This window comes from Microbacterium sp. SCN 69-37, assembly GCF_001724435.1.
In the GTDB taxonomy this organism is placed as follows: Bacteria; Actinomycetota; Actinomycetes; order Actinomycetales; family Microbacteriaceae; genus Microbacterium; species Microbacterium laevaniformans.
This window is the reverse complement of record NZ_MEEL01000026.1, coordinates 1-18,403: the sequence shown is the minus strand read 5'-3', so window position 1 is coordinate 18,403 and position 18,403 is coordinate 1. Positions and strand designations below refer to the sequence as shown.

Annotated in this window: 20 protein-coding genes; 11 read left to right on the top strand and 9 right to left on the bottom strand. The window is 67.3% G+C overall.

The genetic code is table 11. The annotated features are described in order from the left end of the window. Nucleotides 1-12: 12 nt before the first annotated feature. Nucleotides 13-573: a DUF3043 domain-containing protein gene (locus ABS64_RS07290; protein WP_036287998.1), complete on the bottom strand. Its 561-nt coding sequence runs from the start codon at nucleotides 571-573 to the stop codon at nucleotides 13-15. A gap of 77 nt (nucleotides 574-650) precedes the next feature. Here ABS64_RS07290 and ABS64_RS07285 point away from each other — a divergent pair, with 77 nt between their 5' ends. The 6 genes from ABS64_RS07285 (at nucleotide 651) to ABS64_RS07260 (ending at nucleotide 6,585) form a co-directional block, all read left to right on the top strand. After that, on the top strand, nucleotides 651-2,039 hold the full coding sequence (locus tag ABS64_RS07285) for a dipeptidase (protein WP_292682263.1): 1,389 nt from the start codon (nucleotides 651-653) through the stop codon (nucleotides 2,037-2,039). Between the two features lie 123 nt (nucleotides 2,040-2,162). After that, nucleotides 2,163-2,534 (top strand): iron-sulfur cluster insertion protein ErpA, encoded by a 372-nt coding sequence (gene erpA, locus ABS64_RS07280; RefSeq protein ID WP_061681648.1) that lies wholly within the window; start codon nucleotides 2,163-2,165, stop codon nucleotides 2,532-2,534. A 132-nt stretch (nucleotides 2,535-2,666) separates the two neighbouring features. Beyond that, entirely contained in the window at nucleotides 2,667-3,572 is a 906-nt protein-coding gene (gene coxB / locus ABS64_RS07275) for a cytochrome c oxidase subunit II (RefSeq protein ID WP_292682259.1), read from the top strand. Then, a complete protein-coding gene (ctaD, locus tag ABS64_RS07270; protein WP_036287989.1) occupies nucleotides 3,572-5,335 on the top strand; it encodes a cytochrome c oxidase subunit I in 1,764 nt (587 codons plus the stop codon). Before coxB ends, ctaD begins: the two co-directional genes overlap by 1 nt. After that, the gene (locus ABS64_RS07265) at nucleotides 5,336-5,770 is read left to right on the top strand and encodes a cytochrome c oxidase subunit 4 (RefSeq protein WP_036287985.1); all 435 of its coding nucleotides are present in this window, start codon (nucleotides 5,336-5,338) and stop codon (nucleotides 5,768-5,770) included. Between the two features lie 17 nt (nucleotides 5,771-5,787). After that, nucleotides 5,788-6,585, top strand: a complete 798-nt coding sequence (locus ABS64_RS07260) for a serine/threonine-protein phosphatase (RefSeq protein ID WP_036287981.1) — start codon at nucleotides 5,788-5,790, stop codon at nucleotides 6,583-6,585. 33 nt (nucleotides 6,586-6,618) lie between these two features. Here the strand turns inward: ABS64_RS07260 and ABS64_RS07255 are convergent, their stop codons facing one another. The 5 genes from ABS64_RS07255 to ABS64_RS07235 form a co-directional block, all read right to left on the bottom strand. Then, a complete protein-coding gene (locus ABS64_RS07255) occupies nucleotides 6,619-7,026 on the bottom strand; it encodes a rhodanese-like domain-containing protein (protein ID WP_292682252.1) in 408 nt (135 codons plus the stop codon). A gap of 85 nt (nucleotides 7,027-7,111) precedes the next feature. Further along, complete coding sequence (locus ABS64_RS07250; protein WP_036287975.1) at nucleotides 7,112-8,938, bottom strand: cytochrome bc complex cytochrome b subunit; 1,827 nt, start codon at nucleotides 8,936-8,938, stop codon at nucleotides 7,112-7,114. After that, the gene (locus tag ABS64_RS07245) at nucleotides 8,935-10,014 is read right to left on the bottom strand and encodes a ubiquinol-cytochrome c reductase iron-sulfur subunit (RefSeq protein WP_036287972.1); all 1,080 of its coding nucleotides are present in this window, start codon (nucleotides 10,012-10,014) and stop codon (nucleotides 8,935-8,937) included. The genes ABS64_RS07250 and ABS64_RS07245 overlap by 4 nt, the downstream gene beginning before the upstream one ends. Before the next feature lie 46 nt (nucleotides 10,015-10,060). Further along, a complete protein-coding gene (locus tag ABS64_RS07240; protein ID WP_005049203.1) occupies nucleotides 10,061-10,864 on the bottom strand; it encodes a cytochrome c in 804 nt (267 codons plus the stop codon). A 21-nt stretch (nucleotides 10,865-10,885) separates the two neighbouring features. Next, nucleotides 10,886-11,530, bottom strand: coding sequence for a heme-copper oxidase subunit III (locus ABS64_RS07235; RefSeq protein ID WP_005049205.1), 645 nt, complete (start codon nucleotides 11,528-11,530; stop codon nucleotides 10,886-10,888). 121 nt (nucleotides 11,531-11,651) lie between these two features. Here ABS64_RS07235 and trpD point away from each other — a divergent pair, with 121 nt between their 5' ends. The 3 genes from trpD (at nucleotide 11,652) to ABS64_RS07220 (ending at nucleotide 14,311) form a co-directional block, all read left to right on the top strand. Continuing rightward, nucleotides 11,652-12,713, top strand: a complete 1,062-nt coding sequence (gene trpD / locus ABS64_RS07230) for an anthranilate phosphoribosyltransferase (protein ID WP_292682246.1) — start codon at nucleotides 11,652-11,654, stop codon at nucleotides 12,711-12,713. Nucleotides 12,714-12,806: 93 nt separating this feature from the next. After that, entirely contained in the window at nucleotides 12,807-13,328 is a 522-nt protein-coding gene (locus tag ABS64_RS07225; RefSeq protein WP_292682243.1) for an aromatic ring-opening dioxygenase LigA, read from the top strand. After that, nucleotides 13,325-14,311, top strand: coding sequence for a PHP domain-containing protein (locus tag ABS64_RS07220; RefSeq protein WP_292682384.1), 987 nt, complete (start codon nucleotides 13,325-13,327; stop codon nucleotides 14,309-14,311). The genes ABS64_RS07225 and ABS64_RS07220 overlap by 4 nt, the downstream gene beginning before the upstream one ends. Before the next feature lie 3 nt (nucleotides 14,312-14,314). Here the strand turns inward: ABS64_RS07220 and ABS64_RS07215 are convergent, their stop codons facing one another. The 3 genes from ABS64_RS07215 to ABS64_RS07205 are packed head-to-tail and all read right to left on the bottom strand — an operon-like array spanning nucleotide 14,315 to nucleotide 16,560. Further along, nucleotides 14,315-15,229 carry a 5'-3' exonuclease gene (locus tag ABS64_RS07215; RefSeq protein ID WP_292682240.1) on the bottom strand — a complete coding sequence of 305 codons (915 nt, stop codon included), beginning with the start codon at nucleotides 15,227-15,229 and terminating at the stop codon, nucleotides 14,315-14,317. Between the two features lie 36 nt (nucleotides 15,230-15,265). Continuing rightward, entirely contained in the window at nucleotides 15,266-15,976 is a 711-nt protein-coding gene (locus tag ABS64_RS07210) for a hypothetical protein (RefSeq protein ID WP_292682237.1), read from the bottom strand. Nucleotides 15,977-16,011: 35 nt separating this feature from the next. Further along, the gene (locus tag ABS64_RS07205) at nucleotides 16,012-16,560 is read right to left on the bottom strand and encodes a hypothetical protein (protein WP_292682235.1); all 549 of its coding nucleotides are present in this window, start codon (nucleotides 16,558-16,560) and stop codon (nucleotides 16,012-16,014) included. A gap of 96 nt (nucleotides 16,561-16,656) precedes the next feature. Here ABS64_RS07205 and ABS64_RS07200 point away from each other — a divergent pair, with 96 nt between their 5' ends. Next, on the top strand, nucleotides 16,657-17,085 hold the full coding sequence (locus tag ABS64_RS07200; RefSeq protein ID WP_292682234.1) for a YchJ family metal-binding protein: 429 nt from the start codon (nucleotides 16,657-16,659) through the stop codon (nucleotides 17,083-17,085). Nucleotides 17,086-17,094: 9 nt separating this feature from the next. Continuing rightward, nucleotides 17,095-18,105, top strand: coding sequence for a cation diffusion facilitator family transporter (locus tag ABS64_RS07195; RefSeq protein ID WP_052241333.1), 1,011 nt, complete (start codon nucleotides 17,095-17,097; stop codon nucleotides 18,103-18,105). Nucleotides 18,106-18,403: the final 298 nt, after the last annotated feature.

Below are 18,403 nucleotides of genomic sequence, written 5' to 3'. Positions count from 1 at the left end.
GTCGAGGACGTCTCAGACGGGTCGGCCGCCGCGCTTGACCTGCGGCTTGGGCAGTCGCATGAAGCGCATCTGGATCGTGCGCATGCCGGCGTACCAGCCGAGACCCTTCTCGGTGCGGTCGGCGAACTTCTCGCGCGCGAGCTTCTTGACCCGCACGCTCGTGATGATCATGTCGACGACGACCACGAGGATGTAGAGCCAGAGTGCGGCGAACCCGTAGTAGACGATGGCGGTGTTCGGAATGAGGCTCAGCAGGATCACGATCAGCATGAGCGGCATGAGCAGCTCGCCCGGGTGCCACCCACCGTCGACGACGTCGCGGACGAACCGGCGCTGCGGGCCACGGTCGCGAACCGGCAGGTACTTCTCCTCGCCGTTCGCCATGCCGATGCGGGCACGCTCGCGCTGCGAGGCCAGCTCGGCTTTCGCGCGGGCCCGCGCCTCCTTCGTGTCGGCGACGAGAGGACGCTTGCGGGCGGCCTCCTGCTCGGCTCGCGACGGCGTCGGACGGTGCTTGCCGGGTCCGGTCGGAACGGTGGCGTCGGCGTCGGGAGCGGCGGGGTTCTTGGCCACGGTGTGGATCCTCGTTGTCATCACGGGTGGTGCGCACGCGCGGGAACGCACGGCAGCTGCGCTCTAAGATTACCCGCATGAGCTCCGAGCTGTCCCGTCGTACCGCCGTCCGCGATGCCGCCGAGGCGGCCGTCCCCGCCGCCCTCGCCGATCTGGGACGACTCGTGCGCATTCCGTCGGTGGCGTTCCCCGGCTTCGATCGGGCTGAGGTCGCACGCAGCGCCGATGCGGTGGCTGAGCTTCTCGAGCAGCTCGGCATCTTCGAACGCGTCGAGGTGAAGACCGCGATCGTTCCCGAGACGGGAGCGGAGGGGATGCCCGCGGTCCTCGCGACGCGTGCAGCGCGCAACGGGCGTCCGACGATTCTGCTGTACGCGCACCACGACGTTCAGCCCGTCGGCGACGAGTCGCTCTGGGAGACGCCGCCCTTCGAGCCGACGGTACGCGGTGGACGCCTCTACGGACGCGGAGCCGCCGACGACAAGGCCGGGATCATGGCGCACATCGGCGCCCTGCGCGCTCTCGTCGATGCGTGCGGCGGCGACGTCGACCTCGGTGTGAACCTCTTCATCGAGGGTGAAGAGGAAGCCGGTTCGGCATCCTTCGCGCAGTTCCTCCGCGACAACGCCGACGCGCTGCGCGCGGACGTCATCGTCGTCGCCGATTCCGGCAACTGGGATGCGACGACTCCGGCCCTCACGGTGTCGCTGCGCGGCAACGCACGCTTCACCATGACCGTGCGCACACTTGAGCACGCCTCCCACTCCGGCATGTTCGGAGGCGCCGTGCCCGATGCGATGCTGGCGACCGTGAAGCTGCTCGCAACGATGTGGGACGACGACGGTGCGGTCTGCGTCGCCGGGCTCACCGAGCGGGAGGCGCCGACTCCGGACTACTCCGAGGAGACCCTGCGTGATGAGGCCGGGCTTCCCGAGGGCGTGAGCCCGATCGGACGAGGGGCGATCCTCAGCCGCATCTGGAACAAGCCGTCCATCACCGTCACCGGCATCGATGCGCCGAGCGTGAAGAACGCCTCGAACACGCTCTCTCCCGAGGTCTCCGTCGTCATCAGCATGCGGGTGGCCCCCGGCCAGCCCGCCCGCGAGGCTTACGCCGCGCTCGAGGCCCACCTTCGCGCACACGCCCCGTTCGGCGCAGAGCTCACCTTCCGCGATGTCGACTGCGGTGATGCGTTCCTGGTCGACACCGCCGGGGCCGCAGTGACGTCGGCGCGCGACGCGCTGCGCGAGGGATACGGCGTCGAGCCGGTCGACATCGGCGTCGGGGGATCGATCCCGTTCATTGCGGACCTCGTGCGCGAGTTTCCGGGCGCACAGATCCTGGTGACCGGTGTGGAGGATCCACATGCGCGGGCCCACAGCCCGAACGAGTCGCTCCACCTGGACACGTTCCGTCGCGCACTCGTGTCCGAGGCTCTGCTGCTCGAGGAGCTCGATCGCGGGTGACACGGTGCGCCGCCGTGCCGGCGCGCGGGCGTCATCGGCCCGGGGTGCCCGCTGCCGCGTAGAATCGAGCACGACCCGCCGTCTGATGACGGCTTCGATCGCAACGAGGTTCCGGAGAGTGCCATGACCGACATCGCCACCAACACCCCCGTCGAGGCCACCCCGGCTGCGCACGGCGTTCTCCTCACGGACGCTGCCGCCGAGAAGGTGAAGAACCTGCTCCAGCAGGAGGGTCGCGACGACCTGCGCCTCCGCGTCGCAGTGCAGCCCGGCGGGTGCTCGGGCCTGATCTACCAGCTGTACTTCGACGAGCGCTTCCTCGACGGCGATCAGGCCGTGGACTTTGACGGCGTCGAGGTCATCGTCGACGACATGTCGGTGCCGTACCTGGATGGTGCGACGATCGACTTCAAGGACACGATCTCCGAGCAGGGCTTCACGATCGACAACCCGAACGCCGCGGGCAGCTGCGCCTGCGGCGACAGCTTCCACTGAGACGGGCGTCGCTGATCAGGCGGGAAAAACCCCTCCGATAGTGGCAGACATCCTGGGCGGATGGCCTGAATCGGGTGGGAGCTTGCCTTAGACTGAACGGTGTTCGACCTTCATGACCCCGAAAGGTGCACCGTGCGCGTCAAACGCCGACTCCGGCTCGCCGTCATCCCGATCGGGATCGCCTCGGCGATCACCCTCGCGGGATGCACTCCCACCGAGCTGAACGGCTTCCTGCCGGGCTTCACCGACGACGGCACGCAGGCCACGAACCACACCGAGATGGTGTCGGGTCTCTGGGTCAACTCCTGGATCGTTCTGCTCGCCGTCGGTGTCATCACGTGGACGCTCATGGGCTGGGCGGCCATCGCGTACCGTCGTCGTCGCGGCCAGCGCGGGCTGCCGGTGCAGCTTCGTTACAACATGCCCGTCGAGATCTTCTACACGGTTGTCCCGTTGATCCTGGTGCTCGGCTTCTTCGCCTTCACGGCGCGCGACCAGGCGGTGCTCGAGACCCAGTACGACAACCCCGACGTCTGCGTGACGGCGATCGGCAAGCAGTGGGCTTGGGACTTCCAGTACAACGACGACCAGGCCGACTGCCAGGCCGGCGACAACGCCGTCTGGACCATGGGCGTTCAGGCTCAGACCGACGCCCAGGGAAACATCACCAGCGACCTGCCGACCCTGGTTCTGCCGGTCAACGAGAGGGTCAAGATCAAGCTGACCTCCCGCGATGTCATCCACTCCTTCTGGATCGTCGACTTCCTCTACAAGAAGGACATGTACATCGGGAAGGACAACTACTGGTCGTTCATCCCGACACGCGTCGGCGAATACGACGGCAAGTGCGCCGAGCTCTGCGGCCAGTACCACTCGATGATGCTCTTCAAGGTCAAGGTCGTCGAGCCGACCGAGTACCAGCAGTACCTCGCAGGCCTGCGCGCCGCCGGTCAGACCGGTGACATCAACAAGGCCTACGACAGACTGCAGAACTTCCCGGGCACGGGAGCCCCCGTCGAATCTGAGGGACAACACTGATGGCGACCACGCTTCCTCTCCAGGGCGAGACTTCCGCGCGCCCGACCACGCTGCCCCCGCGTCAGGCGGCTCTCATGAGCTCGACGCGCGTGGGACAGAAGGGCAACATCATCGTCAAGTGGATCACCTCCACGGACCACAAGACGATCGGGTACATGTACCTCATCGCGTCGGTGATCTTCTTCCTGCTCGGCGGCGTCATGGCGCTGATCATTCGCGCTGAGCTGTTCGAGCCGGGAATGCAGATCCTTCCGACGAAGGAGCAGTACAACCAGCTCTTCACGATGCACGGCACGATCATGCTGCTGATGTTCGCGACGCCGCTGTTCGCCGGCTTCGCCAACGCGATCCTGCCGTTGCAGATCGGCGCGCCGGACGTCGCGTTCCCGCGTCTGAACGCGTTCGCCCTGTGGCTGTTCATCTTCGGATCGGTGATCGCGGTCGCCGGCTTCCTGACTCCGCAGGGTGCGGCGGCGTTCGGTTGGTTCGCCTATCAGCCCCTGGCGGGAGCGTCGTTCTCTCCCGGCGCCGGCGGCAACCTCTGGATGCTGGGACTCGGTATGTCCGGTTTCGGCACCATCCTGGGCGCGGTGAACTTCATCACCACGATCATCACGATGCGCGCGCCCGGCATGACGATGTGGCGTCTGCCGATCTTCACGTGGAACACGCTCGTCACCAGCATCCTGATCCTGATGGCGTTCCCCGTGCTCGCCGCGGCCATCCTGGCCGCCGCCGCCGACCGCGTGCTCGGTGCCCACATCTACGACCCCGCCAACGGCGGCGTGCTCCTGTGGCAGCACCTCTTCTGGTTCTTCGGCCACCCCGAGGTCTACATCATCGCTCTGCCGTTCTTCGGCATCGTCTCCGAGATCTTCCCGGTGTTCAGCCGTAAGCCGATCTTCGGCTACAAGACCCTGGTGTATGCCACGATCGCCATCGCGGCGCTGTCGGTCTCGGTGTGGGCTCACCACATGTACGTGACGGGTTCGGTGCTGCTGCCGTTCTTCTCTCTCATGACGATGCTCATCGCGGTGCCGACGGGCGTGAAGATCTTCAACTGGATCGGAACCCTCTGGCGCGGCTCGGTGACCTTCGAGACGCCGATGGTGTTCTCGCTCGGCTTCCTCGTCTCGTTCGTCTTCGGTGGTCTGACCGGTGTGATCCTCGCCTCACCGCCGCTGGACTTCCACCTCTCCGACTCATACTTCGTCGTCGCCCACTTCCACTACGTGGTGTTCGGCACGGTCGTGTTCGCGATGTTCGCCGGCTTCTACTTCTGGTGGCCGAAGTGGACGGGGCGCATGCTCAACGAGCGACTCGGCATGGTCCACTTCTGGATGCTGTTCATCGGTTTCCACATGACCTTCCTCATCCAGCACTGGCTGGGTGTGGACGGCATGGTGCGCCGCTACGCCGACTATTCGGCCGCGGACGGCTGGACCTGGCAGAACCAGGTGTCCACGATCGGAGCGATGATCCTCGGTGCCTCCATGATCCCGTTCTTCCTGAACGTGTGGATCACCTCGCGCAAGGCGCCGCGGGTCACGGTCAACGATCCCTGGGGCTACGGCGGATCGCTCGAGTGGGCCACCAGCTGCCCGCCGCCGCGTCACAACTTCACCTCGATTCCGCGCATCCGCAGTGAGCGCCCTGCCTTCGACCTCAACCACCCCGAAGCAGCGCTTCCGGTCGGTGTCGGTCCGGCGAAGGATGCTCCCGATGCTCCCGTCATGGACACGGCCGAGGGGAAGGTCAAGTAAGTGAAGACCAACGTCAACCTCTGGTGGATCCTCGCCGCGTTCTTCCTGCTGGTCACCGGGGTCTACACCGGCTGGAACATCATCGAGCACTCCGATCGTCCGTGGTTCCACGCGATCGAGTGGGTCGGCACCGTGGCCCTGCTGTTCACCATGTTCATGTCGGTGATGATCGGCTTCTACGTTGGCCGCGTGCACCGCGCGCAGGGCGGCGAGCTGCCCGAAGACTCACTGACGGCCGACATCGATGACGGCGACCCGGAGATGGGTGAGTTCAGCCCGTGGTCGTGGTGGCCTCTGGTGCTCGCGTTCTCCGCGGCGCTCGGCATCCTTGGTCTCGCGGTCGGCACCTTCCTCTTGCCGATCGGGCTCGGCGTGTTCGTCGTCGCCATCGTCGGGTGGGTCTTCGAGTACTACCGCGGGTACTTCGCACGCTGAACGATCGCGCTTCGGCTGTGACGGCTCATTCGTTGCGGGCCGGCGTCTCCAGCGACGTCGGCCCGTTTCGCGATGTCAACCAAGATGCCGCCTTCATCGCGTCGTGGGGAGCGGGCGTCGCGGACGGGGTCGGCGGCGGCCCCGCCGGCGATCTCGCATCGGCGGCTCTCGTGCATCGACTGGTCGCAGGAGGCTGGAGAGCGGGCGATGCGGCAGCGCTGACCACTCGGCTGCAGGTGGCCAACTGGGATCTGGGCGCGCACGTACGGCGGGATCCCTCGCTGGCGGGTATGGCGACCACGTTCACGGGCATCTGGTTCGGTGATGGCGGGACCCTTCTTCTCGCGCATACCGGAGACTCTCGGGGTTATCTGCTCCGTTCGGGACGACTGGTGCGTCAGACCCGTGACGATTCGTTCGTCCAGGTGCTCGTCGACCAGGGGCTGGTGACGGAGTCCGACGCGATGACGCATCCGCGCCGCAACATCATCACCGCCTCGCTTCGCGGCGAGCCGTCCGATGCGGTCAGCGTGACCTCGCAGAAGCCGGTAGCCGGCGATCGCTGGCTGCTGTGCAGTGACGGCGTCAGCGACTATCTGCCGGACGACGCGATCGAGGAGATCCTGCGAGACGTCGACGGGCAGCAGGATGCCGCGGAGATCATGGTCGGGGCGGCGCTGCAGGCCGGCTCTCGCGACAATGTGACGGCCGTGGTCGCAGACGTCTACGCGGGGATTCTGTCGGCCGGCGGGGTTGTCTTCGCGGGCGCGGCCACCGAGCTCTTCAGCGAAGACGCGCGACCGATCGCCGGCTGAAGCCCCGGCATCATTGTCGCCCAGGCGGCGTTCTCACGGGCGCACGTACATGACCTGAGGGTCGAACACGCGGGGGAGCACACCGTGAGCGTTCTCAGTGGGCAGCCCTTCGCGCACCCAGTACTCGTATCCTCCGATCATCTCCTTCACGGCGTAGCCCAGGCGAGCGAACTCGACGGCGCCCTTGGCGCCGGCATTGCAGCCGGGGCTCCAGCAGTACACGACCACCGGCGTCGTCAGGGGGATCTCCTTCGGAGCCCGTTCGGCGATGTCGCGGTACGGAATGTGGACAGCACCCACCGGGTGGCCCTGGGCCCAGGCATCGGCGCTGCGCACATCGACGAGTACAAAGGCTTCTCCGGCGTGCTGAGCCGCGTAGACGTCCGAGGCGTCGGTCTCGTGTGCGAGCTTGCCGGCGAAGTAGGAGAGAGCGTCAGTCATGGTTCGACGCTACGCGAACGACGAAGCGGCGAGGAGGACCGGGACGGTCACTCCTCGCCGCTTGACTGCCAGCCTGAGCGGCCGATTAATCCTCGTCTTTCGCGTCCTTCTTGTCGTCGTCGGGGACGATGACGTTCGAGGGGCGCACGGCGGTCTCACTCTGGTGGCCGTCGTCGATCGGGTGGTGCGGAGCCTCGCCGACACCGGCGCGCTCGTGCATGCCCTGGATCTCGGCATCCTCCTCAGCGGCGATGTGGTCCAGCGTGTGGTGCTGGTGGGCACGCGCTTCCTCGAGCTCCGCCTGAGTGACCGGAGCGAGGCGGTCCTCGAAGAACCAGCGCGACAGCGAAGCGCGGAAGTTCTCGTGCCAGGGGATGCGACCCTGATCGTTCGGACGCACCACGAGCGGCTGGTTCGTCTCGAAGTCGACGAGCTTGACGATCTCGTACTGGTCGACCGGCTGGTGGACCTCGATGTACTCCCCGCCCGGAAGGCGGACGATGCGGCCGGACTCGTAGCCGTGCAGCGCGATCTCGCGGTCCTTCTTCTGGAGTGCGATGCAGAGGCGCTTCGTGATGAAGTACGCGAGAACCGGTCCGACGAACAACAGCGCCTGCAGCGTGTGGATGACGCCTTCCATCGTGAGCCAGAAGTGGGTGGCGATGATGTCCGAGGACGCCGCGGCCCACAGCACCGCATAGAACGTGACGCCGGCGGCACCGATCGCGGTGCGCGTCGCGGCGTTGCGCGGACGCTGGGCGATGTGGTGCTCGCGCTTGTCGCCCGTGATCCAGGCCTCGATGAACGGGTACAGCATCACGATCACGATGAACAGGCCCAAAGCCGTCAGCGGGATGAGGATGTTGAACGACCAGGTGCGGTCCCACAGGACGAACTCGAGGTGCGGCGGCACGAGACGCAGCGCGCCGTCGGCGAATCCGATGTACCAGTCGGGCTGCGTACCGGCCGAGACCGGCGACGGGTCGTACGGACCGTAGTTCCAGATCGGGTTGATCGTGAACAGGGAGGCGATCAGCACGATCACGCCGAACGTGATGAAGAAGAAGCCGCCCATCTTCGACATGTAAACCGGGACCATGGGGAAGCCCACGACATTGCTGTTCGTGCGGCCAGGACCGGCGAACTGGGTGTGCTTGTTCACGATCATGAGCATGAGGTGCACGGCGAGCAGCGCCACCAGGATGGCGGGCAGCAGCAGGATGTGCAGCGTGTACAGGCGCCCGACGATCTGAGTCCCGGGGAACTCGCCGCCGAACAGCAGGAAGGAGGTCCACGTTCCGATGACCGGAATGCCCTTGACCATGCCGTCGATGATGCGCAGGCCGTTGCCCGACAGCAGATCATCCGGCAGCGAGTAACCGGTGAAGCCTTCGGCCATGGCGAGGATGAAGAGGATGAAGCCGATCACCCAGTTCAGCTCGCGCGGCTTGCGGAACGCACCCGTGAAGAACACGCGGAGCATGTGCACGCCGATGCCAGCGACGAAGACCAGCGCAGCCCAGTGGTGAATCTGACGCACCAGCAGGCCGCCGCGGATGTCGAACGACAGGCGCAGCGCCGAGTCGAGCGCGGCAGACATCTCGACGCCACGCAGCGGGACGAACGCCCCGTCGTAGTGCGTTTCGACCATGGATGCCTGGAAGAAGAACGTCAGGAACGTTCCCGACAGCAGGACGACGACGAAACTCCACAGCGCGATCTCGCCGAGCATGAAGGACCAGTGGTCCGGGAAGATCTTGCGACCGAGCTCCTTGACCAGACCGGAGATACTGGTGCGCTCGTCGAGGTAGTTCGCCGCGCCGGCGACGAAGCGGCCGCCCAGCGGCTTCTCGTCGCGCGAGGTCTGAGGCGTGGTGTCAGGGCCTGTCTCGGTGACAGTCGCGGTGCTCAATGGCGCTCCCAGAAGCTCGGGCCGACGGGTTCGGTGAAGTCGCTCTGCGCGATGAGGTACCCCTCGGAGTCAACGGTGATCGGCAGCTGCGGCAGCGGACGGGCGGCCGGTCCAAAGATCACCGCGGCACCGTGAGTCACGTCGAACTGCGACTGGTGGCAGGGGCATAGCAGGTGGTGGGTCTGCTGCTCGTACAGCGCAACCGGGCAACCGACGTGCGTGCAGACCTTCGAGTACGCCACGATGCCGTTGTACGACCAGCTCTTGCGGTCTTCGGCTTCGACGATCTGCTCGGGCAGCATCCTCATCAGCAGGACGATCGCCTTCGCCTTCTCCTCGAGGTAGCCGTCGCTGTGGCTGAGCTCGGCGAGAGACTGGGGGATCACGTGCACCGCGGAGCCCAGAGTGAGATCGGCGGCACGGATCGGCTCGCCGGTGGGGTCGTGCGCGAGACGCTCACCCTTCTTCCACATCGTGTGGCTGAGCAGGGCGACCGGGTCGCCGGCGATCGGGTTCTCCGGGCTGGACTCGGGAGCCAGGCCGCGGAACAGGGTGATGCCGGGGAGAACCGACGCGACCAGCGCGGCGATCAGCGATCCGCGAATGGCGGTGCGGCGTCCGAACCCGGACTCCTCATTCGCCTCGCGGAAGACCGCGACAGCGCCCTCTCGCGTCACGTCGCGTCCGCGCGTGGCGTGACGCGGCTCGATGTGCTCCTTGTCGCTCATCACGGCCTTGGACCAGTGGATCGCCCCGATGCCGATTGCGAGGAGCGCGAGGGCGATGCCCAACCCGATGAACAGGTTGTTGTGGCGGATGTCGACGATCTGGCCGCTCTCGATCGGGAAGAGCATGTAGGCGGCGACCGCCCAGATGCTCCCTGCGAGAGAGAGGTAGAACAGCGTGTAGACCGTGCGGACGGCGCGCTGCATGGCGGCCGGGTCCTTATCGGTGATGCGCTCCCGGTGCGGCGGGAGGCCCGGGTTCTGCACGGGGTCGGGGACGGCGACGGCGAGCCCGGGGGAAGGCTTCCATGAAGCCCTCTCGTGCTCGAGTGCGTCTTCCTCGTGTGCCATGTCTCGTCCGTTCCCTACGTCAGTGCCGTTGTCCACGTGTGCCCGATCAGTTCGACTTCGCCGTGATCCACACGGTGATGCCGATGAGCGCGCCGATGCCGAAGATCCAGATGAACAGACCCTCCGAGACCGGGCCGAGCGAGCCGAGGTTGAAACCGCCGGCGGACTCGTTCTCCTGCAGGTACATCAGCGACGAGATGATGTCGCGCTTCTCGTCCGGAGTGATGGTCATGTTGTTGAAGACCGGCATGTTCTGCGGGCCGGTGACCATCGCCGCGTAGATGTGCAGCGGGCTGGTCTTGGTCAGTGCCGGGGCGTACTTGCCCTCCGTGAGTGCACCACCGGCGGCGGCGACGTTGTGGCACATGGCGCAGTTGACGCGGAAGAGCTCGGCGCCGTTGGCGACATCGCCCTTGCCGTCGAGGATGCGCGCATCCGGATAAGTCGGGCCGGGCGCCACGGACTGGGCCCAGGCCGCGATCGCACGGATCTGGTCCTCGGTGAACTGCACCGGCTTCTGAGGCGCCTGCGGCCCCTGCATCTGCAGCGGCATGCGTCCCGTCGACATCTGGAACTCGACGGCCAGCTCTCCGACGCCGTACAGGGAGGGTCCGTCAGCGGTGCCTTCCATGTTGAGGCCGTGGCACGTGGCGCAGTTGGCCTGGAAGAGCTTCTTGCCGTCTTCGACGGTCAGCGTCGTGGACGACGCGGACGCGGGCTCCGTCGCGGCCATCGCCGCCGACGCGCCGGCGTAGACGCCGCCGGTGACGAGAAGGCCGATGCCGATGAGCGCGGCGGCAGCCCACTTGCTGCGACGACCGGTCTTCTGCCGGGTGGTCTTGGTTGCCATGGAGGAACTCAGCTCCGCTTCTTACTTGACGACGTAGATGACGAAGAACAGGACGATCCACACCACGTCGACGAAGTGCCAGTAGTACGAGACGACGATCGCAGACGTCATCTCCTTGCGTCCGAAGTTCTTGACGGCGTAGGCGCGGCCGATCACGAGGAGGAAGGCCAGGAGGCCGCCCGTCACGTGCAGCGCGTGGAAACCGGTGGTGATGTAGAAGGCCGACGCGTACGAGCTCGCGCTGATCGGCATGCCCTCTGCGACGAGCGTCGCGTACTCCCACACCTGTCCGGAGACGAAGACGGCTCCCATCACGAACGTGAGGAAGAACCACTCCACCATTCCCCACTGGCGGAACTGCCAGATGGAGCCGCGACGATACGGCTGGAAGCGCTCGGCGGCGAAAACCCCGGCCTGGGCGGTGAACGAGGAGAGCACCAGGATGCCGGTGTTCACGGCCGCGAACGGCACGTTCAGGTCGCCGGTGCTGGCAGCCCACAGGTCGGGGGAGGCGTTGCGCAGCGTGAAGTAGATCGCGAAGAGACCCGCGAAGAACATGACCTCGCTGCCGAGCCACACGATGGTGCCGACGGCGACCGGATCCGGCCGCTTGACGGAACGCAAGGCTTGGGAATAGGTCGCTGGAGTGGTCGTCACGCTCCCCATTATGGCTGATTTCACAGCCGGTTTTCGCATCACTGAAGGTGCGTTCGACTTTCGGGGGGATTGGAGGGGCCTTCGGGCGCGCCGGGAGTTGGCTGGCAGAGTGCCGATAGGATCGGGGCTCATGGCGGAGCTCTATTCCTGGCCCGAAATCCTCACGGCGGTGCTCGAGCGGCGCGACCTCAGCGTGTCCGAGTCGACCTGGGCCATGCGGCAGGTGATGCGGGGCACGGCGACCCCGTCGCAGCTCGGTGGATTCCTCCTCGCGCTGCGCGCGAAAGGCGAGACGGTCGACGAGATCGTGGGCTTCCGCGACGCGATCCTCGAGGCCGCGCTGCCGCTGCCTGTGTCCGCCGACGTGCTCGACATCGTCGGCACCGGGGGAGACCGCTTCGGCACCGTCAACATCTCGACGATGTCGGCGATCGTGGCCGCGGCGACCGGAATCCCGGTCGTCAAGCACGGCAACCGCGCCGCCAGCTCCGCCTCAGGATCCTCCGACGTGCTCGGTGCGCTCGGCATCGATCTGGCACTGCCGCCGGAGCGAGTCGCCGAGGTGCTGGCCGAGGCCGGCATCACCTTCGCCTTCGCGTCCGCGTTCCATCCCGGCTTCCGTCACGCGGGACCGACGCGAGCGGAGCTGGGCGTGCCCACGGTCTTCAACTTCCTCGGGCCGCTCTGCAACCCGGCCCGCGCCGAGGCCAACGCCGTGGGGGTCGCCGCTCTCGACCGCGTTCCTCTGATCACCGGCGTCTTCCAGACACGCGGAGCGACGGCGTTGGTCTTCCGCGGCGATGACGGCCTGGACGAGCTCACGACCACGGGCCACAGCCGCGTGTGGGAGATCAGCCGAGGCGACATCCATGAGCACGACCTCGATCCGCGAGACCTCGGCATCCCTCTGGCGGAGATCGACGACCTGCTCGGCGGCGATGCGCAGCACAACGCCGAGGTCGTGCGACGGGTGCTCGACGGCGAGAAGGGCGCCGTGCGCGACATCGTGCTGCTGAACGCGGCCGCGGGAATCGTCTCGTACGACCTGTTCCGCGACGCCACGCAGGTGCAGCTGCCGATCGTCGAGCGTCTCGCCGACGCTCGCGACCGGGCGGCGGACGCCATCGACGACGGCTCGGCTCGCGGTGTCCTCAACCGTTGGGTCGAGGCAACGACGCGCGCTGTGGACTGACCACAGGGTTTTCTCCGGCCCGTTCCCCTGGTCCCGGCTCTCGTGAGAGCGATACCGTGAGGCAACAGCACGGCACCGAAGAGAGGACCCGCCATGTCAGAGAACATCGCTACCGCCGACACCCTTGAACCCCCGCAGAAGAAGGTCGGCTTCGTCAAGATCGCCGGCATTCTCGGCATCCTCGGCGGCATCGCGCTCATCGTGGTGGGTCTGGTCGTCTGGCTCACGGTCTCCAGCCAGCTGCGTGCGGAGAACATCACCGTGCCCGACGATGCGATGGCGTTCCAGGGACAGACCGTCCAGGGGCCGTTCACCGCGTACGTGCAGGCCGACATCATCCAGCACCACGCTCTGAAGGCGTCGGGGGGCAAGACCTACGCCGAGCTCGACAAGGACGACCCGGTGCGCGCGACGATGATGAACGCCTCGTTCCTGCGCGCCTCGCTGTTCACCTCCGTCGTCTCCTTCGGGGTCGCTGCCTTCGCGATGGGCGTGGGAATCCTGTCCATCCTCTTCGGTGCGGCTCTCACGCGGCTGGCCTCGGTGCCGGTCGTCGTGCGAACGGGCCCGCGCGCCGCGCGGGCCCGTTTCGCTGTCATGATGGCGTGCAGATGAAGCCGATCGACGCGCTGCGGGAGATCGCGACGCTGCTCGAGCGCGAGCGGGCGTCGCGATACCGCTCTGCCGCCTTCCGCACGGCGGCGGCAGCGATCGAGGATCTCTCGGACGACGAGCTCCGCGACGTCGCCGCGCTCCGCCGGCGCAAGGGCGTCGGCGACTCGTCGTTCCGCGTGATCCAGGAGGCGCTCGCCGGCGAGGTGCCCGCCTATCTGGCGGAGCTGCGAGACCGGTTCGCTCCCGCACGATCCACGCTGCGGGCGAAGCTGCGCGGCGACCTGCACTGTCACTCGAATTGGTCGGACGGAACGACCTCGATCGGCGAGATGGTCGACGCGGGGCGCGCCCTCGGTCACGAATACCTCGCGCTGACGGATCACTCGCCGCGTCTGCGCGTGGCCAATGGTCTGAGCCCGCAACGACTGCGTGCGCAGCTCGACGAAATACCGTCGTTCAGTGACGATCGCTTCACACTGCTCAGCGGTATCGAGGTGGACATCCTCGACGACGGGCATCTCGATCAGGAGCGGATGCTGCTGGGGCGGCTGGACGTGGTCGTCGCCTCGGTGCACTCGAAGCTGCGGATGGAATCGCCGGCGATGACCCGCCGTCTGGTGGCGGCGGTCTCTTCGGGTCAGGCGCACGTGCTCGGCCACGTGACAGGCCGGCTCGTGCGGGGCGAACGGGGCACGCGGCCGGCTTCCACCTTCGATGCGCGCGCCGTGTTCGCGGCCTGCGCGGCTCATGACGTCGCCGTCGAGATCAACGCGCGACCGGAACGTGAGGATCCACCGTCGGAGCTCATCGCTCTCGCGCTGGCGGAGGGGTGCCTCTTCTCCCTCGACTCGGATGCGCACGCGCCCGGTCAACTCGGTCTGATCGATGAGGGGGCGGCGCGTGCGGAGCGAACCGGTGTCCCGCCGGAGCGGATCATCACCACGTGGCCGCTGGACCGCTTGCGCGATTGGCTCGCACGCTGATCGTCAGGCGCGGGCCGTGATGGCGGCGATCGCGCGGGCAAGCGGAGCGCCGAGGTTCCACTCGGCATCCAGCCGCGCGGTGGCATCGGGGTCGGGGGAGTGCAGCGGTGCGCCGACGGCGGGAAGGTCGAGCGTGCGGACGACCTCGACGACCTGCGGGGCGACGGCGAGGTAGTCGTTCGCGGCGACGATCTTCGCACGAACGCCCGCCGCGAGGCCTCCGCGGGCCGCCTCGGCGATGATGCCGGCGAGGTCGCCGTGAGTGGCGAGAAGGGCTGCAGCCGTCTTCTCCCCGATCCCGGCGACGCCGGGCAGCCCGTCCGAGGCGTCACCGCGCAGGACCGCGAAGTCGGAGTACTGGCTCGCGCGCACTCCGTACTTCTCGACGACGGCAGCTTCGTCGAGGACTTCGAGCTTGCTCATGCCGCGTCCGGTGTAGATCACGCGCACCGACCGGGCATCGTCGACGAGTTGGAACAGGTCGCGGTCGCCCGTCACGACATCGACGGGACCGGCGTGCTGTGCCGCGTAGCTGGCGATGACGTCATCAGCCTCGTGATTGGCCCGACCGACCACGGGGATGCCGAGAACTGCCAACTCGTCGCGGATGACAGGGATCTGGGCCGTGAGCGGATCGGGGACCTCTTCGATGTCGGTGTCGTCGGCGACGACCTCGGCGACGCGGTGGGTCTTGTATGTGGGGATGAGATCGACCCGCCACTGCGGACGCCAGTCGTCATCCCAACAGGCGATGACGTGAGTGGGTTCGTATGTGGACACCAGCTTGGCGATCATGTCGAGCAGCCCGCGTGCGGCGTTGACCGAGGTGCCGTCGGGCGCTGTGACCGTGTCCGGCACGCCGTAGAACGCACGGAAGTAGAGGGACGCGGTGTCGAGGAGCATCAGGCGATCGGCCACGCGCTCATCCTGTCACGACGGTGCGACGGCGCGGGGTCAGCAGCCGGGCCCGCGCGGATTCTCGAGACAGGTCTTGTCGACCAGGGCGGTCTTGACGTCGACGATCTGCAGCGTCGTCGTGCCGGCGGGGATGTCGAGGTGGCCGGGCACATCGATCCATCCGTTGCCGAAGTTCGCCTGCGCCGCATAGCGCACGGTCGCCGTCGCGGTGTAGCTGCCGCGTGCGGCATAGGCGTGGCTGGTGTCGGTGGCGCTGAACTGCGCGCGTCCCAGCGCGGCCCAGGTCCGGCCGCCCGTGGGACTGTCGCGCGACGTGCCGTCGCCGTAGATGAAGCGGTACGACGTCGGCGTGAAGCGGACCGTGACCGGAAGGTCGAAGAGTGTCCCCGCCTGTTCGTGGACTCCGGCCGTCGCGACGAAGTTCATCGGCATGCCGACGATGCCGACCCCATCGGGTTCATCGACGAAGGGTGCGGATGCCGGAGCGAACGACGCCACGTCGCTGAGGGTCGGCTGCAGCACCACGACCGAGTAATTGCCCCGGCACAGGCTGTCGGTGCACGCGGGCGGCGGTGGCGCCGGCGCGGCCTCGGCATCGCCGCCATCGCCGCGGGAACCCCCGGAACCGCCAGATCCGCCCGGCCGCGTCGCGCCGATCTCGACCGACGATCCGGTGTTGGAGATCGAGCAGTTGCCGAGTGCTTGATCAATTGCTGAGCACGTCCGCGCCTGGGGAGCAACGATCATGTCTATAAGGAGAAGCGTTGCAAAGGTCGCCACGCCTAACATGCGTCCCCCTCGCTGCGTGGTTGAGTATCTGTGATCACCAGTGCGGTGGGGGTCTGCGCGCGCGGTTCAAATGTGAGTCTCAGGGGCACAATGTCAGCCATAGTCGTGTCGCCCTGCGGCGTGCCCGTGACATCCGTGACTCTTACGCTCGAGACGTCGAGGCAGGCGTCAAGCGTCATCGTCCCACTTTCCGCATCCTGCGTGAAAGCACTTAGCTTCACCACCCGGAAACTGCCCTCGATCGCCAGGCCAGCTCTGCTGCTGTCCTCGAAACTCCTCTGGTCGGCTTCTCGAAGTGCGCCGGCGGTCCACGCATAGACGTCTTCAAAAGTTGCGGGATCGGAGAAGGACACTTTGTTTAGGGCATCGACGTAGGCGCGGTAGGTCGCCTCGGCGGCGGCGAAGGCCTCGGCATCCGAGGAGAACGTCGAGGAGCTGGAGCTCGGCGCGGGCGACGGCGTGCTCTGCGGTGTGCATCCGACGATGCTCCCGGCCAGCGCGAGCGCCACCACTGCCGACAACACGTGTCTTCGCCTGGTCATGTCCCTCACGGTAACCACCGCGCCGTGCGCTCACCGCGGTTTTCCACAGCCGCACACGCGGCGCGCGCGAGCGCGCGAGCGTCGTAGAGTCGGGGAATGTCCTTCGGCGCCGCCTCCCCGCCACGCGGCCGTCGGCCCTCCGCAGCATCGCCGTGCCCGTGCGGCGGCGGCGCGTTCGCCGCATGCTGCGGTCCTGTTCTCGACGGTCTCGCGGCCGCGACGGCGGAGAAGCTCATGCGCTCACGGTTCACGGCGTTCGCGCTGGGCGACGCCGGTCATCTGCTGGCGTCCTGGCACCCCGGCACCCGCCCCGATCTACTGGAGCTCGACGACGACCTGTGCTGGGAGCGCCTCGATATCGATGAGACCCACGGAGGGGCGGGCGACGTCCGCGCCACCGTCGCGTTCCGGGCCGCGTGGCGGGAGCGCGGCACCGGCGCACGCGGCGTCCTCGCCGAACGGAGCCGCTTCCGTCGTCTCGACGGTCGCTGGCTGTACGTCGACGGCGTCGTCGACCCCGCGTAGCGTGTGAGCATGGCGCCCTCCCGATCGTCCCGCCGCGCGGCGCTCCCTGCGCCGGACGGCGCAGCCGGCGATGCGGAGTCGCTGCTGACGGTTCTCGTCGCGCTCGGAGCGAACCTCCTCATCGCCGTCGCGAAGACCGTCGCGGCGGTGCTCACCGGTGCGGCGAGCATGCTCGCCGAGGCCGCGCACTCGTGGGCGGACACCGGCAACGAGATCTTCCTCTTCGTCGCGACCCGCCGGTCGGCGCGTCCGCGCGATGCGCGGCATCCCACCGGGTACGGACGGGAAGCGTACGTGTGGTCGCTCTTCGCGGCGTTCGGTCTGTTCGCCGTCGGCGCCGGCGTCTCGATCATGCACGGGGTGCAGGAGCTGTTCGCGCCTGAGCCGGCCGGTCTGTTCGGCGTCTCCTACGCCGTCCTGGGTGTCGCGTTCGTCCTGGAGGGCGTCTCGTTCCTCCAAGCGCTGCGCCAGTCGCGTCGTCGCGCACGGGAGAGCGCGAAGGACGTGCTCGAGTACGTCATGGACACGTCTGATCCCACGCTGCGTGCGGTCTTCTTCGAGGATGCCGCGGCGTTGATCGGTCTGGTGATCGCCTTCCTCGGCATCCTGCTGCATCAGCTCACCGGATCTGCGGCCCCGGACGCGATCGGATCGATTCTGGTCGGCGTGCTCTTGGCCGTCGTCGCGATCGTGCTGATCCGCCAGAACCGCCGCTTCCTGGTGGGCGTCGCGGTCGAGCCGCGCGTGCGGGCCGCCGCGCTGCAGCGCCTCCTCGAGCAGACCGAGATCGCACAGATCACGTATCTGCACATCGAGTACGTCGGACCGGGACGGGTGTTCGTGGTCGCCGCCGTCGATCTCGTCGGCGACATCCCCGAGCATGCGGTCGCCGCTCAGCTGAACGCCGTCGAAGACCGACTCGCCGCGAGCCCCCGCGTCGCGTGGGCGGTGCTCACGCTCTCGCGGCCGGGGGCTCCGGCGTTGGATCCGGCCGACCCCGCCGATCCGCTGCGGGGCTAAGCGACGGACCCGCCGCCGCGCGGGATGCCCCCGACGGCGAGCCGGTGATTCTGATACCCTGGAGTGTCATTCGTGTGGCGCCACGCCGCACGCTCATGACACGCAATCCCTGACCGACCGCTCCGGCGGGGCATTCGTTCGTCTTCGTCCGTCTGCCGCTGCGCGATCATCTCGCGCCGGAGCCCGATATCCAACCCAACAAGGACAACCCACTACATGACTACCGCAACGACCGCCCCGGCCACCAAGCAGGTCGCCATCAACGACATCGGATCTGCTGAGGACTTCCTGGCCGCGG

Coding starts and splice junctions, on each gene's coding strand:
- ABS64_RS07285 (WP_292682263.1), top strand. CDS start 651: ATGAGCTCCGAGCTGTCCCGTCGTACCGCCGTCCGCGATGCCGCCGAG.
- ABS64_RS07245 (WP_036287972.1), bottom strand. CDS start 10,014: ATGGCACACGAGGAAGACGCACTCGAGCACGAGAGGGCTTCATGGAAG.
- ctaD (WP_036287989.1), top strand. CDS start 3,572: ATGGCGACCACGCTTCCTCTCCAGGGCGAGACTTCCGCGCGCCCGACC.
- ABS64_RS07195 (WP_052241333.1), top strand. CDS start 17,095: ATGGCGCCCTCCCGATCGTCCCGCCGCGCGGCGCTCCCTGCGCCGGAC.
- ABS64_RS07220 (WP_292682384.1), top strand. CDS start 13,325: ATGAAGCCGATCGACGCGCTGCGGGAGATCGCGACGCTGCTCGAGCGC.
- erpA (WP_061681648.1), top strand. CDS start 2,163: ATGACCGACATCGCCACCAACACCCCCGTCGAGGCCACCCCGGCTGCG.
- ABS64_RS07255 (WP_292682252.1), bottom strand. CDS start 7,026: ATGACTGACGCTCTCTCCTACTTCGCCGGCAAGCTCGCACACGAGACC.
- ABS64_RS07235 (WP_005049205.1), bottom strand. CDS start 11,530: ATGGGGAGCGTGACGACCACTCCAGCGACCTATTCCCAAGCCTTGCGT.
- ABS64_RS07240 (WP_005049203.1), bottom strand. CDS start 10,864: ATGGCAACCAAGACCACCCGGCAGAAGACCGGTCGTCGCAGCAAGTGG.
- ABS64_RS07225 (WP_292682243.1), top strand. CDS start 12,807: ATGTCAGAGAACATCGCTACCGCCGACACCCTTGAACCCCCGCAGAAG.
- ABS64_RS07205 (WP_292682235.1), bottom strand. CDS start 16,560: ATGACCAGGCGAAGACACGTGTTGTCGGCAGTGGTGGCGCTCGCGCTG.
- trpD (WP_292682246.1), top strand. CDS start 11,652: ATGGCGGAGCTCTATTCCTGGCCCGAAATCCTCACGGCGGTGCTCGAG.
- ABS64_RS07200 (WP_292682234.1), top strand. CDS start 16,657: ATGTCCTTCGGCGCCGCCTCCCCGCCACGCGGCCGTCGGCCCTCCGCA.
- ABS64_RS07210 (WP_292682237.1), bottom strand. CDS start 15,976: ATGATCGTTGCTCCCCAGGCGCGGACGTGCTCAGCAATTGATCAAGCA.